This window comes from Morganella sp. B601 (assembly GCF_051172335.1).
GTDB lineage: Bacteria > Pseudomonadota > Gammaproteobacteria > Enterobacterales > Enterobacteriaceae > Morganella > Morganella morganii.
Window position 1 is genome coordinate 57,498 of the sequence record NZ_JBPIZE010000007.1, and the last position, 14,630, is coordinate 72,127.

Below are 14,630 nucleotides of genomic sequence, written 5' to 3' on the forward strand. Positions count from 1 at the left end.
ATGAAAGAGTTTTTGATTGCTCCGTCCATTTTATCTGCTGACTTTGCCCGTCTGGGGGAAGACACCGCGAAAGTTCTCGCCGCAGGCGGCGATGTGGTTCACTTCGACGTGATGGATAATCATTATGTCCCGAATCTGACTATCGGGCCGATGGTGTGCAAGGCGCTGCGTGATTACGGTATTACCGCGCCGATTGATGTGCATCTGATGGTAAAACCGGTGGACAGCATTGTGCCGGACTTCGCCAAAGCGGGCGCAACCTACATTTCATTCCACGCGGAAGCGAGCGAGCACGTTGATCGCACCATTCAGCTTATCCGCGAATGCGGCTGTAAACCGGGCCTGGTATTCAACCCGGCCACGCCGCTCAGTTACCTCGATTATGTGATTGATAAACTGGATTTGATCCTGCTGATGTCGGTAAACCCGGGCTTCGGTGGTCAGTCCTTTATTCCGGAAACACTGAAAAAAGTGGAAGAAGTCCGCCGCCGCATTGATGCCAGCGGCCGTGATATCCGCCTGGAAGTCGATGGCGGAATTAAGACTGAAAATATCGCGGCAGTGGCGCAGGCCGGTGCGGATATGTTTGTGGCCGGCTCTGCGATTTTCGGCAAACCGGACTACAAAGCCGTGATTGATGATATGCGTAAAGAATTAACAAAGGTTTCAGCATGACAGACAAAACAGCAGTACAGCAATTCACAGGGATTAAAGCCGTTGCATTTGACCTGGACGGTACACTGACTGACAGTATTCAGGGACTGGCGGAAGCGACTGATCGCGCACTGGAAGCACTGGGCTACCGGAAAGCGGGCCGGGAAATGGCCTCTGTCTGGGTCGGTAACGGCGTTGATATGTTACTGGAACGTGCCCTGACTCATGCAACCGGTGAAAAACCTGATGCTGCACTGCACGCAAAATGCCGTCAGTTGTTTGATGATTTTTATGCTGAGACTGTTAAAACCGGCAGTCCGGCATTTCCGCATGTGGCAGAGACATTGCAGGTGATGGCAGACGCAGGGCTGGATCTGGCGATCGTCACCAACAAACCGTCTCAGTTTATTCCGCCGCTGCTGGCTGAAACCGGTCTGGATAAATTTTTCTCTGTCGTGCTCGGCGGGGATGATGTGAAAAATAAGAAGCCGCATCCGGCTCCGCTCTACCTGACGCTGGGTGAGTTCGGGCTGCGTAAGGAAGAAATGCTGTTTGTCGGGGACTCCCGCAATGACATCCTGGCGGCACGGGCAGCGGAATGTCCCTGTGTCGGCATGACCTACGGCTACAACTACGGTATTCCGATTGCTGACAGCAACCCGGATTGCGTACTGTCCGACTTCGCGGGTCTGCTGCCTGCGCTCGGGCTGCCTCCGTTAACTCATCAGGAAGGATAATCATGAGCGGAACTAACACCAAAGCACACAAACCCGTTGTTTTCAGCGGCGCACAGCCTTCCGGCGAACTGACCATCGGTAACTACATGGGCGCACTGCGCCAGTGGGTAAAAATGCAGGATGATTTTGACTGCATTTACTGCATCGTTGACCAGCACGCGATCACTGTCCGTCAGGATCCGGCGGAGCTGCGTAAGCGCACACTGGATACACTGTCGCTCTATATGGCCTGTGGTCTGGAACCGGCAAAAAATACGCTGTTTGTTCAGTCCCATGTGCCGCAGCATGCACAACTGGGCTGGGCGCTGAACTGCTACACCTATTTCGGCGAACTGAGCCGCATGACACAGTTTAAAGATAAATCTGCCCGTCATGCCGAAAACATCAACGCCGGTCTGTTTGACTATCCGGTGCTGATGGCCGCGGATATTTTACTGTATCAGACTAATCAGGTGCCGGTCGGTATCGACCAGAAACAGCATCTGGAGCTGAGCCGTGATATCGCGCAGCGCTTCAATGCCATTTACGGTGATGTGTTTGTGGTGCCGGATCCGTTTATCCCGGCGGGCGGCTCCCGTGTGATGGCATTACAGGATCCGACGAAAAAAATGTCGAAATCCGATGATAACCGTAACAACCTGATCGCCCTGCTGGAAGATCCGAAAGCGGCAGCGAAGAAAATCAAACGCGCCGTGACAGACTCCGAAGAGCCGCCACGCGTGATTTATGATTTGGAAAATAAACCGGGCGTTTCCAACCTGCTGGATATTCTCTCTGGTGTGACCGGCAAACCGGTTGCTGCGCTGGAAGCTGAATTTGAAGGCCAGATGTACGGTCACCTGAAAGGTGCGGTGGCGGATGCGGTTTCCGGCATGCTTACAGAGTTACAGACCCGTTATCACGAAATCCGTAACGATGATGTGTTACTGAACCGTGTAATGAAAGAGGGTGCTGAGAAAGCCTCTGCCCGTGCACAGGTCACGCTGGATAAAGTACACGACGCGATTGGTTTTGTGCGCCGTCCGCTGTAATCATGTGACAGATAAAATGAAAAAAGCGCCTTACGGCGCTTTTTTTACATCCGTCGTTACAGCCAGCCTTTCTCTTTTCGTGAACGGCACACCGGACATAATGTCTGTCCCGGCTGCCAGCTCATAAAAGGCAGATGGCAGCTGCTGCAATGAGCATCAAAATAAGCATAGTGAACCGGCTGGCTGTTTTTTTCTGCCTGCGGTATGACATCAATTGCTTTCGGGAAACAGACATCACGGCAGCTCATGCAGCCGCTGCATTTTGTCTTATCCACGGTAAACTGATTATCCGCAATAGTGATCGCCCCTTCCTGACACACTGCCGCGCAGGCGGTACACAAGATACAGTTTTCTGTATCCGGACGCACATCGAACCAGCTGTCATCCGGCCAGAGTTTTTTACGCTCATTCAGGCCGGTTCTGGCGCGGCCGGTATTCAGCCCGCTGCTGACGGTTTTCTGCCGGAACAGCGCAAAACGTTTTCCGGTATCCACCGGCGGCGGCGGGATGATAGTCAGCTGCCAGATTGGTTCGCCGAGTGCTTTCAGGCGCAGATTGAGATCTGCCAGCACCGGCAGCCAGTTATCAACTTCCGGCTCTGCTATCTGCATCCCGCGGATATGGTACTGCCGGTGCCAGACCAGCAGCTCTTCCGCACTTGCCGGGGTTTCTTTTTTCTCAATCACCAGTTGCCCGTTATTGTTGTAGCTGCGTTCGCGGACAGGGATATGTTCAATGGCATCAGAAGGGCAGACAAACAGGCAGTTTCCGCACTGAAAACAGCGGTCATTATCAATTTTGACGTCGAGATAGCCGAACGTCACCGCATCTGCCGGGCAGCAGGCGGCGCAGTTATCACACTGACTGTTTTTGAGTTTCTTCCTGACACAGTGATCGTTCACTGACGGTGGTGTGGTTTTCTCGCCGTTTATCAGGTAGTTGAGTGCGCTGCGTCTGATAACGTTAACTCCTTTGCCTGATCATAATATTGAGCTGGTCACTATTTTCCCATGAGCGGATGCCGTCTGCCACTGACGGGATCAATAATCTGCTTTTCATGCACTCATTTTTTGATACAAAACAACCCGGCTGAATCGTAAAACCGTAAAATAACTATAGGTTAATAACCGCAGGTTATTGTATTACAAATAATTTATTGCGAATGGTTACCAGTCGCAATCTGACAATAAGCCGTTACCCGGCAACTAACAATAATAATAACGATAACAAAATCAATTAAGCGAGCAATGTATATGACAAAGATGAAAGAAACGGCGTTGTTCACTGCGCCGCTGACGCGGCGCGGGTTTGTCAAAGCCTCCGGTGCGGCCGGCGGTCTGGCAGTTGCAGCGGGCGGGTTATCCCTCCCGTTCAGCCATGCGGCCTCTGCCGCTGAAACTACCCCGGCACCTGCGGCGGCTTCTGATGAGAAAGTGGTCTGGAGCGCCTGTACGGTTAACTGCGGCAGCCGCTGTCCGTTGCGGATGCATGTGGTTGACGGTGAAATCAGATATGTTGAAACCGACAATACCGGTGATGATGTCTACGAAGATCTGCATCAGGTACGTGCCTGTCTGCGCGGCCGTTCCATGCGCCGCCGGGTGTACAATCCGGATCGCCTGAAATACCCGATGAAACGTGTGGGTAAACGCGGCGAGAACAAATTCGAGCGTATCACCTGGGAAGAGGCGTTTGATACCATCGCCGGTACCATGAAACGCCTGATCCGCGATTACGGCAACGAATCTATCTATCTTAACTACGGTACCGGCACCCTCGGCGGTACCATGACCAAATCCTGGCCGCCGGGAGCAACACTGATTGCCCGTCTGATGAACTGCTGCGGCGGTTATCTGAATCACTACGGTGACTACAGTACCGCGCAGATTGCAGCCGGTCTGAATTACACCTACGGCGGCTGGGCGGACGGTAACAGCCCGTCAGATATTGAAAACAGCAAGCTGGTGGTTCTGTTCGGTAACAATCCGGGCGAAACCCGCATGAGCGGCGGCGGTGTGACCTATTATGTTGAGCAGGCACGCGAAAAATCAAATGCCCGCATGATTATCATCGATCCGCGTTATACCGATACCGGTGCAGGGCGCGAGGATGAATGGATCCCGATCCGTCCGGGTACGGATGCCGCACTGGTCAGCGCACTGGCGTATGTGATGATCAAAGAAGACCTGGTGGATAAGCCGTTCCTTGACAAATATTGTGTCGGTTATGACGAAACCACCATGCCGGCCGGTGCACCGGCCAACGGCCACTATAAAGCGTATATTTTAGGTGAAGGGCCGGACGGCGTGGCGAAAACCCCGGAGTGGGCAGCCAAAATCACCGGTATTCCGGCAGCGCGGATTGTGAAACTGGCGCGGGAAATCGGCACTGCCAAACCGGCGTATATCACTCAGGGCTGGGGCCCGCAGCGCCGCTCAAACGGCGAAACCGCATCCCGTGCCATTGCCATGCTCTCTATTCTGACCGGCAACGTCGGGATTAACGGCGGTAACACCGGTGCGCGTGAAGGCTCTTACGCAATCCCGTTTGTCCGTATGCCGACCCTGACCAATCCGGTGAAAACCAGTATCTCCATGTTTATGTGGACAGATGCCATTCTGCGCGGCGAAGAGATGACCGCCACCCGCGATGGTGTGCGCGGTAAAGACAAACTGGATGTGCCGATCAAAATGGTCTGGAACTATGCCGGTAACTGTCTGGTGAACCAGCACTCCGAAATCAACCGCACCCATGACATTCTTCAGGATGAGAGCAAGTGCGAGATGATTGTGGTGATCGATAACCACCTGACCTCCTCCGCCAAATATGCGGATATCCTGCTGCCGGACTGCACAGCTTCCGAACAGATGGATTTCTGCATGGATGCCTCCGCCGGTAATATGGGGTATGTGATTTTTGCTGATCAGGCGATCGAACCGCGCTTTGAAAGCCGCAATATCTATGACATGACCAGCGAAATCGCCAAACGGATGGGTGTCGGTGATCAGTTTACCGAAGGCCGTACCCAGGAAGAGTGGCTGCGTCACCTGTATGAGCAGTCCCGCGCCGCGCTGCCGGAACTGCCGGAGTTTGATGAATTCCGCAAACAGGGCATTTTCAAAAAACGTGACCCGCAGGGACACCATGTGGCGTACCGCGATTTCCGCAACGACCCGCAGGCAAACCCGCTGACCACGCCGTCAGGTAAAATCGAGATCTATTCCGCGCAGCTGGCGGAACTCCGTGATACCTGGGAACTGAACGAAGGGGATGAAATCCATCCGCTGCCGGTTTATTCCGCAGGCTTTGAGCATGCCGGTGATCCGCTTCAGGAAAAATACCCGTTACAGATGACCGGTTTCCACTACAAATCCCGGACTCACTCCACTTACGGCAACGTTGATGTGCTGAAAGCCGCCTGTCCGCAGGAACTGTGGATTAACCCTGTTGATGCCGCGAAACGCGGGATTGCGCACGGTGATAATGTGAAGGTCTTTAACGATCGCGGGGAAGTGCGCGTCAATGTGAAGGTCACACCGCGTATTCTGCCGGGCGTTGTCGGTCTGGGTGAAGGTGCATGGTACAGCCCGGACGGCGATCGTATCGATCACGCGGGCAGCATTAACGTGTTAACCACTCAGCGCCCGTCGCCGCTGGCGAAAGGGAATCCGTCCCATTCCAACCTGGTTGAAGTCGTTAAGGCCTGAGGAAGCGATTTATGTCAACGCAATATGGTTTCTACATTGATTCAAGTCGCTGCACCGGCTGCAAAACCTGCGAGCTGGCCTGTAAAGACTTTAAAAACTTATCTCCGGAAGTGAATTTCCGCCGTATCTATGAGTATGCGGGCGGTGACTGGACAGAGCAGGATGGTGTGTATCAGCAGAATGTGTTTGCTTACTACCTCTCCATCTCCTGTAACCACTGTGATGATCCGGCCTGTGCCAAAGTCTGCCCGAGCGGTGCAATGCACAAGCGGGAAGACGGCTTTGTGGTGGTGAATGAGGAAGTATGTATCGGCTGCCGCTACTGTCATATGGCATGCCCGTACGGTGCACCGCAGTTTGATGAAGTCAAAGGCCATATGACCAAATGTGACGGCTGCTATGAGCGCGTCGCGGAAGGCAAAAAGCCGATTTGTGTTGAATCCTGTCCGCTGCGGGCACTGGATATGGGACCGATTGAAGAGCTGCGGGCTAAATACGGCACACTGGCGGAAATCGCGCCGCTGCCGTCTGCGGAATACACACATCCGAATATCGTTTTAAAACTGAATGCCAACAGCCGTCCTGTCGGGGATACCACAGGCCATCTGGCGAACCCGGAGGAGGTATAACATGGGATCGGGAATTCATGAATGGCCGCTGATGTTTTTTACCACCATCGGGCAGAGTGTGGCAGGGGCATTTATTGTGATGGCGGCAGTGCTGCTGTCCGGAAAACTGTCACCGGAACTGAACCGTAAAGTGCATTACAGCATGTTCGGCCTGTGGGTGCTGATGGGCGTGGGTTTCCTGCTCTCCATGATGCACATGGGTACACCGCTGCGCGCGTTTAATGCGTTTAACCGCCTCGGCAGTTCGTCGCTCAGTAATGAAATTGCGGCCGGTTCGGTCTTCTTTGCTGCCGGTGGTTTTTACTGGCTGCTGGCGGTGCTGAACAAAATGCCGGCGGCGCTCGGTAAGCTCTGGCTGCTGGTGGTAATGGTTCTCGCGGTGGTCTTTATTTACGCCATTCCGCAGGTTTACCAGATTGCCACGGTGCCGACCTGGTATACCTCGTACACCACGGTTCACTTTGTGCTGACAGCTCTGCTGGGCGGGCCGGTACTGGCTGCTCTGCTGCTGCGGATTGCCGGGTTTGACCTGCGCTGCATCAGCTGGCTGCCGCTGGTGGGTATCGTTGCTCTGGTGGCGAGTGCGGTCGCAGTGACGTCACAGGCGTTTGATCTGGCCTTTATCCGCAGTTCCGTACAGAGCGCTTCCGCGCTGGTACCGGAATTCGGCCTGTATATGGGCTGGCGTCTGGTTCTGCTGGCGCTGGGTCTGACCTGCTGGATCCTGCCGCTGGTGAAACGGACAAATCCGCCGGTGATTATGATGCTGATTGGTTTTGTTCTGGTGTTATCCGGGGAAATTATCGGCCGCGGTATTTTCTACGGACTGCACATGACAGCCGGTATGGCCTATCTGTCCTGATACAGTCAGCACGTATCCTGTTACTGTTTTCCGGACGGAAACCGTGGCAGGATACGCGGATATTTTATTGTGAGAATCCTGAGTTATGAGTGAGCAAGCTGTCAGTGATGTTGCCTTAACGGCCCGTATTCTCGGGGCGGCATTTTACTACCCGCCGTCAGAAATCGTACAGATAACGGAACTGCTCTCTTCCGGGGAGTGGGTGGCGGAATGGCCTTACGGCGATGATGCGCAAAAGCAGGCCGCCGCACAGAAACTGAATCTGGCGGTCGCCGGTGAGGAAACCTTAGCGCAGGCCTATCAGCGGCTGTTTATCGGCCCGCAGGCACTGCCCGCATCACCGTGGGGCTCTGTCTGGCTGGATAAAGAACAGGTGCTGTTCGGGGATTCCACTGTTGCCCTGCGTGAGTGGATGCGTGCGCATCAGGTGGATATTGCGCTGTCGCAGAATGAGCCGGAAGATCACATCGGTCTGTTACTGATGATGGCGGCCTGGACGGCGGAAAATCGTCCGGATGCCCTGAATTCACTGCTGGCGGAACACCTTCTGCCGTGGGCCCGCTTTTATCTGGCGCGGATGCAGGAAAAATGCGGCAGCCCGTTCTATGAAGGGTTATCAGCGCTGACTGCCCTGACACTCAGGGGCTGGCAGGATGCACTGCTGGTGATCCCGGCAGAGAAAACCATTTTTGCCTGAGATATCATAATCAGATCAAAAAGCCCTTCCGGTCTGCACCGGAAGGGCTTTTTTTACGGCAGATGTTACTGGCCGAGGTCAAATTCATTAATTTTTGCGAGCATCTCCGGGTCATTGCGGTACTTTTCGCGCAATACTTTTTGCTGCTCTTTGGCCGGAGGACAGGTTTCATCCAGTGCTTTTTTGATATCTTTTTTCTGATCTGCAGGCAGGGACACATCCCATTCACCGGCAAAATGAATGCAGTTCTCTGCATTATCCGTAAAGATTTCCAGCTCATCCGCACTGTTCTGATCTGCCGCTGCGGCGGGCAGTGAAAGCGCTGCCAGGCTCAGCAGCATTATCAGGTATTTCATCCGTGTCTCCTGTTTAAAAGGTCGTCTGTGTGTGCTGCCGGGTCAGCAGCGGTCATCGTGAAACGAGTATGATAATCACACATTCCGGAACCGGTTTAAAGCAGGGAGAACCCGGGATTACATATTCTTACACGGCTGCGGCAGAGCCGAATAACCGGCGGTTAAAATCCTCGATTTTACCGGTCATCAGACGGCGCTGCATGGTCAGTGTCCAGCTGGCGGAAAGCCCGGATGCCTGTAATAAATAACGGTATTCGGTTTCATCAAACGGCAGATGAAAGGCGATGGCGGCGGCTTCTCTGACAGACACCGCGCTGGTGCGGGTCAGCAGTTTCAGCGGCTGATCACTGCTGACATCCCCTTTCCCGGCGACACGGTACAGCCAGCCGGTACGGCCGCAATCCTGCATCACCTGTGCAAAATCAGACACATCCGTCAGAGGATTAAGTTTGTAGCACGGTGAGCGCGGCTGGGTGACCTGAATCACGGCGCTGCCCCACTGATAAATATCCCCGATGAATACGGTTTCTTCTGTCATACCGAGGGTGGATATATTTTCCCCGAAGAACGGCGCGACAAAGCGATCCTCAATCTCCGGATACATCATTTTCCAGTAGTCGTAGTGTTCGCGGGGATAGTGACACAACGCGCGGTCAGGGCCGCCGTGAAAGGCTTTTTCCGCCTGCTCGTCACCGGCGAGTCCGGTGGCACTGAGGGCAATCACGCCTTCGGTCTGACGCTTTACAATTGCGCTGCGCCCGCAGCGGGCTGTATCCCTGACGGGACCGGTGAAAACTAAAGGTGTGTATGCCATGCCGCCTCCGTATTGAGTGAGACGAATATCATAATCGAAAGCGGGAAAGAAGAATATGTGCGGACAGCGTCCGCACATATTTCAGGACTTATTTTGCAGAAGCGAAACGCGCTGCTGCCTCATCCCAGTTCACCACAGACCAGAATGCTTTGATGTAATCCGGACGGCGGTTCTGGAACTTCAGATAATAGGCGTGTTCCCACACATCCAGACCGATGATCGGATAACCGGAAGTACCGGAAATCGCTTCACCCATCAGCGGGCTGTCCTGGTTGGCGGTGGAAACCACAGCCAGTTTGCCGTCTTTCAGCACCAGCCATGCCCAGCCGGAACCGAAACGGGTTGCGGCGGCTTTTTCAAACTCAGCCTGAAACGCCTCAATGCTGCCGAAATCGCGTTCAATCGCTGCTTTCAGATCGCCCTGTAATGTGGTGCCGGTTTTCAGGCCTTTCCAGAACATGCTGTGGTTGGAATGACCACCGGCGTTGTTGCGGATAAAGGTACGTTTGTCCGCCGGGAATTTATCGAGCTGTGCGATCAGATCGTCGATATCCAGATTTGCCATCTCAGGGAAGGCTTCCAGCGCGGTGTTGGTGTTATTCACATACGTCTGATGATGTTTGGTATGGTGAATTTCCATTGTCATTTTATCGAAATGCGGTTCTAACGCATCATAAGCGTACGGTAATGCAGGTAATACATAGCTCATAATTATAACTCCAGTAATTGACCGAACCGCTCACACCGTGTGTGAACAGGCAGACATTATAATGAAACAGATGATAATGAAAACGATTATCAGATCTGTGCGATCTGTGCGGATTCTTTTTATTTGTTAGTTTACTGTCTTATTTTAGTTAAATATTTTAGTTGGCGCTTCTCATCTGATGTCATGTGCTGTTTTTTATGTAACAGGTGATTTTTTATATCGCCGGTGGTTTTCGCATCAAATGATAACGCTGTGAATACCCCCTTTTTCAATCCGTGATCTTTAGCGCAAAAAAGAAACAAAGGCGGAAAGGTAACTTTATTTAACGTGATTTTGACATAGCATTAACAATTGAAAGGAGATGCATCATGACAAAAATAACGAAATATCCTGTACCCGAAGCAATTGCAGAAAACGCGCTAATCAATCATCAGCAGTATCTGGACGAGTATCAGCGGTCTGTTGAGGATCCCGACAGCTACTGGCGTGAGAAAGGTCAGATTGTAGACTGGATAAAGCCCTATACGCGGGTGAAAAACACCTCTTTTGATCCGGGCCATGTCAGTATTAAGTGGTTTGAGGACGGCACACTGAATCTCAGTGCCAACTGTCTTGACCGGCATCTGGCGGAGCGTGGTGATAAACCGGCGGTGATCTGGGAAGGTGACAGCCCGGATGAGTCCCGCACACTCACTTACCGTGAACTGCATCATGATGTCTGCCAGTTTGCCAATGTCCTGAAACAGCAGGGGATCCGCAAAGGTGATGTGGTTGCGATTTATATGCCGATGGTACCGGAAGCGATGGTTGCCATGCTGGCCTGTGCCCGTATCGGTGCGGTGCACTCGGTGATTTTTGCCGGGTTCTCACCGGAGGCGGTGTCCGGCCGTGTTATTGATTCCGGGGCAAAAATGGTGATTACGGCAGATGAAGGTCTGCGCGCCGGGCGCACTATCCCGCTGAAGAAAAATGTGGATGACGGCCTGAAAAACCCGGGCGTGACCACCGTCAGCAGTGTGATTGTTTTCCGCCGCACCGGCAATCCGGTGGAGTGGCAGGAAGGGCGTGATATCTGGTGGCATGACGCTGTCAGCGGTGTCAGTGCGGACTGCCCGCCGCAGGAGATGAATGCGGAAGATCCGCTGTTTATCCTCTATACCTCCGGCTCAACCGGCAAGCCGAAAGGCGTGCTGCACACCACCGGCGGTTACCTGGTTTATGCCACTCTGACATTTAAATATATCTTTGATTATCATGGTGATGAAGTGTTCTGGTGTACAGCGGATGTCGGCTGGGTAACCGGACACACCTACCTGGTTTACGGCCCGCTCTCCAACGGGGCCATCACGCTGATGTTTGAAGGCGTGCCGAACCATCCGAAGGTCAACCGGATGTGTCAGATTGTCGATAAACATCAGGTCAATATCCTGTATACCGCACCGACCGCGATCCGCGCCCTGATGGCGGAAGGTCTCAGTGCGATTGAAGGTACCTCCCGCAAATCACTGCGCATTATGGGATCAGTCGGCGAGCCGATTAACCCGGAAGCCTGGGAGTGGTATTACAAAACTATCGGTGACAGCCGCTGCCCGATTGTCGATACCTGGTGGCAGACCGAAACCGGTGCCTGCATGATAGGTGCGATGCCGGGGGCGATTGAACTGAAACCGGGCTCCGCGACCGTCCCGTTCTTTGGTGTTCAGCCTGCGCTGGTGGATAACCAGGGTGAAATTCTGGACGGTGAAACCGAGGGGAATCTGGTGATCCTCGACTCCTGGCCGGGCCAGGCCCGTACCCTGTTCGGTGATCATGAGCGTTTTGAACAAACCTATTTTTCCGCCTTTAAAGGTATGTATTTTGCCGGGGACGGTACCCGCCGTGATGAAGACGGCTATTACTGGATCACCGGGCGGGTGGATGATGTGCTGAATATCTCCGGGCACCGCCTCGGTACCGCCGAAGTGGAATCCGCACTGGTTTCACACCCGAAAATTGCCGAAGCGGCCGTGGTCGGGATCCCGCACAGTATCAAAGGGCAGGCTATTTATGCCTATGTCACACTCAATCACGGCGAGGAGCCGACACCAGAGCTGTATGCGGAAGTGAGGAACTGGGTCCGTAAAGAAATCGGCCCGATTGCCACCCCGGATATTCTGCACTGGACCGACTCTCTGCCGAAAACGCGATCCGGTAAAATTATGCGCCGTATCCTCCGTAAAATCGCCGCCGGTGATACCGGTAATCTGGGTGATGTATCAACACTGGCCGACCCGGGTGTGGTCGAAAAACTGCTCGAAGAAAAGCAGGCCATCAAAATGAACTAGCACGCTAACCTCAGTCAGTGCCGTGTTACGCGGCACTGACACTCCGGATAACAAAAACAGAGGAGTATCCTCAATGAGCGCATCCATTTATCAGCAGGTGGAGAACGACCCTCGCTTTCAGGAACTGGTCAGAAAGCGCAGTCGGTTCTCATGGACATTGTCCGCTATCACACTTGTGCTGTATGTCAGCTTTATTATTCTGATAGCCTTTGACCCGCAATGGCTGGGTACGCCACTCGGCGAAGGTCTGACGATTACCCGCGGGATACCTGTCGGCGTCGGGCTGATTGTCAGTGCGTTTGTCCTGACCGGTATTTATACCATCCGCGCAAACGGTGAATTCGACCGTCTGACCGCCGAAATCATCAGCGGGGTGAAACAATGAAAACGCGCCTTTCTGCTCTTCTGTTATCCCTGTTGTTTCCGCTGCTCAGTCACGCGAATGCCATCAGCGGGCCGGTGGAGCGCCAGCCGGTAAACTATCAGGCCATTATTATGTTCCTGGTTTTTGTCGGCCTGACACTGTACATCACTTACTGGGCGGCAAAACGGACACGTTCCCGCGCGGAGTATTACACCGCCGGGGGAAAAATTACCGGGTTTCAGAACGGGCTGGCGATCGCCGGTGACTTTATGTCTGCCGCATCCTTCCTCGGGATCTCTGCACTGGTTTACACCTCCGGTTATGACGGCCTGATCTACTCTATCGGCTTCCTGATCGGCTGGCCGGTGATCCTGTTCCTGATTGCGGAACGTCTGCGTAACCTCGGGCGTTACACCTTTGCGGATGTGGTTTCTTACCGTCTGAAAGCCAGGCCGATTCGGGTGCTGTCTGCCAGCGGCTCGCTGGTGGTGGTGGCGCTGTATCTGATAGCGCAGATGGTCGGGGCCGGTAAGCTGATTGAGCTGTTGTTCGGACTCAACTATATCGTGGCGGTTGTGCTGGTCGGCATCCTGATGGTGTTTTATGTCCTGTTCGGCGGCATGCTGGCAACGACATGGGTGCAGATTATCAAAGCGGTTCTGTTACTTGCCGGTGCCAGTTTTATGGCACTGATGGTGATGAAAGCCGTGGATTTCAATTTTAACACCCTGTTTAAAGATGCCGTCGCGGTACATAAAAACGGATTGGCGATCATGAGTCCCGGCGGTTTGGTGTCAGATCCGGTTTCTGCATTATCGCTGGGGTTAGCGCTGATGTTCGGTACAGCCGGGCTGCCGCATATTATCATGCGTTTCTTCACGGTCAGTGATGCCAAAGAAGCGCGTAAGAGTGTGTTCTATGCCACCGGATTCATTGGTTATTTCTATATCCTGACCTTTATTATCGGCTTCGGCGCTATTCTGCTGGTCAGCCCGAACCCGGTATTTAAGGATGCGGCAGGGGCACTGATCGGCGGTACCAACATGGCGGCGGTGCATCTGGCGGATGCGGTCGGCGGTAATCTGTTCCTCGGCTTTATTTCTGCTGTGGCATTCGCGACCATTCTGGCGGTTGTTGCGGGGCTGACCCTGGCGGGCGCTTCTGCGGTTTCCCACGACCTGTACGCCTGTGCTATCAAAGACGGCAAAGCCAATGAGCGGGATGAATTAAAAGTCTCCAAAATCACCGTAATTATTCTCGGGATTGTCGCTATCGGGCTGGGTGTGCTGTTTGAAAAACAAAACATCGCTTTTATGGTGGGGCTGGCTTTCTCTATCGCGGCGAGCTGTAACTTCCCGATCATTCTGCTCTCCATGTACTGGAAACGCCTGACCACACGCGGTGCACTGGCCGGTGGATGGCTGGGATTGTTAACCGCTGTGATCCTGATGATCCTGGGGCCGACTATCTGGGTCAGCATTCTCGGGCACGAAAAAGCGATTTATCCGTATGAATATCCCGCACTTTTCTCAATGTTTGCTGCCTTTATCGCGGCCTGGCTGGTGTCTGTGACGGATAACTCCGCACAGGGTCAGGAAGAACGCAGCCGCTTTGAGGCGCAGTTTATCCGCTCTCAGATTGGCATCGGAATCGAGCAGGGTAAATCTCACTGACAGACGTCACAGCGCGGTCTCCGTCCCGGAGGCCGCGTTTTTCTTTCTCTCCGGCACTTGTTTTATCAGGTTG

At 53.6% G+C, this 14,630-nt stretch carries 14 protein-coding genes; 10 read left to right on the plus strand and 4 right to left on the minus strand.

Annotated elements, in window-relative coordinates:
• From rpe to trpS, 3 genes are read left to right on the plus strand one after another with little or no spacing between them, the layout of a single operon-like run.
• A complete protein-coding gene (gene rpe, locus ACSBQN_RS16525; protein WP_004237900.1) occupies positions 1–675 on the plus strand; it encodes a ribulose-phosphate 3-epimerase in 675 nt (224 codons plus the stop codon).
• Positions 672–1,391, plus strand: coding sequence for a phosphoglycolate phosphatase (locus tag ACSBQN_RS16530; protein WP_024474697.1), 720 nt, complete (start codon positions 672–674; stop codon positions 1,389–1,391). The genes rpe and ACSBQN_RS16530 overlap by 4 nt, the downstream gene beginning before the upstream one ends.
• Positions 1,392–1,393: 2 nt before the next feature.
• Positions 1,394–2,422: a tryptophan--tRNA ligase gene (gene trpS / locus ACSBQN_RS16535; RefSeq protein ID WP_004237902.1), complete on the plus strand. Its 1,029-nt coding sequence runs from the start codon at positions 1,394–1,396 to the stop codon at positions 2,420–2,422.
• Positions 2,423–2,478: 56 nt separating this feature from the next.
• Here trpS and ACSBQN_RS16540 read toward each other — a convergent pair whose 3' ends face one another.
• On the minus strand, positions 2,479–3,324 hold the full coding sequence (locus tag ACSBQN_RS16540; protein ID WP_024474698.1) for a 4Fe-4S binding protein: 846 nt from the start codon (positions 3,322–3,324) through the stop codon (positions 2,479–2,481).
• Positions 3,325–3,675: 351 nt separating this feature from the next.
• On the opposite strand from ACSBQN_RS16540, the gene dmsA reads away from it, so the two are divergent.
• The 4 genes from dmsA to dmsD all read left to right on the plus strand — a co-directional run bounded on the left by dmsA (position 3,676) and on the right by dmsD (position 8,317).
• Complete coding sequence (gene dmsA / locus ACSBQN_RS16545) at positions 3,676–6,129, plus strand: dimethylsulfoxide reductase subunit A (protein ID WP_087825497.1); 2,454 nt, start codon at positions 3,676–3,678, stop codon at positions 6,127–6,129.
• A gap of 11 nt (positions 6,130–6,140) precedes the next feature.
• On the plus strand, positions 6,141–6,758 hold the full coding sequence (locus tag ACSBQN_RS16550; RefSeq protein WP_004237907.1) for a DMSO/selenate family reductase complex B subunit: 618 nt from the start codon (positions 6,141–6,143) through the stop codon (positions 6,756–6,758).
• Position 6,759: 1 nt separating this feature from the next.
• A complete protein-coding gene (locus tag ACSBQN_RS16555; protein ID WP_354633077.1) occupies positions 6,760–7,620 on the plus strand; it encodes a DmsC/YnfH family molybdoenzyme membrane anchor subunit in 861 nt (286 codons plus the stop codon).
• An 85-nt stretch (positions 7,621–7,705) separates the two neighbouring features.
• Complete coding sequence (gene dmsD / locus ACSBQN_RS16560; RefSeq protein ID WP_024474700.1) at positions 7,706–8,317, plus strand: Tat proofreading chaperone DmsD; 612 nt, start codon at positions 7,706–7,708, stop codon at positions 8,315–8,317.
• Positions 8,318–8,382: 65 nt separating this feature from the next.
• Here the strand turns inward: dmsD and ACSBQN_RS16565 are convergent, their stop codons facing one another.
• The 3 genes from ACSBQN_RS16565 to sodA all read right to left on the minus strand — a co-directional run bounded on the left by ACSBQN_RS16565 (position 8,383) and on the right by sodA (position 10,196).
• On the minus strand, positions 8,383–8,673 hold the full coding sequence (locus ACSBQN_RS16565) for a hypothetical protein (RefSeq protein ID WP_004237910.1): 291 nt from the start codon (positions 8,671–8,673) through the stop codon (positions 8,383–8,385).
• A gap of 127 nt (positions 8,674–8,800) precedes the next feature.
• The gene (gene yiiM, locus ACSBQN_RS16570; RefSeq protein ID WP_434991756.1) at positions 8,801–9,487 is read right to left on the minus strand and encodes a 6-hydroxyaminopurine reductase; all 687 of its coding nucleotides are present in this window, start codon (positions 9,485–9,487) and stop codon (positions 8,801–8,803) included.
• Positions 9,488–9,575: 88 nt separating this feature from the next.
• Positions 9,576–10,196 (minus strand): superoxide dismutase [Mn], encoded by a 621-nt coding sequence (gene sodA / locus ACSBQN_RS16575; RefSeq protein ID WP_354633079.1) that lies wholly within the window; start codon positions 10,194–10,196, stop codon positions 9,576–9,578.
• 368 nt (positions 10,197–10,564) lie between these two features.
• Here sodA and acs point away from each other — a divergent pair, with 368 nt between their 5' ends.
• From acs to ACSBQN_RS16590, 3 genes are all read left to right on the plus strand, one after another.
• Entirely contained in the window at positions 10,565–12,520 is a 1,956-nt protein-coding gene (acs, locus tag ACSBQN_RS16580; protein WP_024474702.1) for an acetate--CoA ligase, read from the plus strand.
• A 73-nt stretch (positions 12,521–12,593) separates the two neighbouring features.
• Positions 12,594–12,905 (plus strand): DUF485 domain-containing protein, encoded by a 312-nt coding sequence (locus ACSBQN_RS16585; protein ID WP_004237915.1) that lies wholly within the window; start codon positions 12,594–12,596, stop codon positions 12,903–12,905.
• Complete coding sequence (locus ACSBQN_RS16590) at positions 12,902–14,557, plus strand: cation acetate symporter (protein WP_152697040.1); 1,656 nt, start codon at positions 12,902–12,904, stop codon at positions 14,555–14,557. Before ACSBQN_RS16585 ends, ACSBQN_RS16590 begins: the two co-directional genes overlap by 4 nt.
• Positions 14,558–14,630 lie beyond the last annotated feature (73 nt).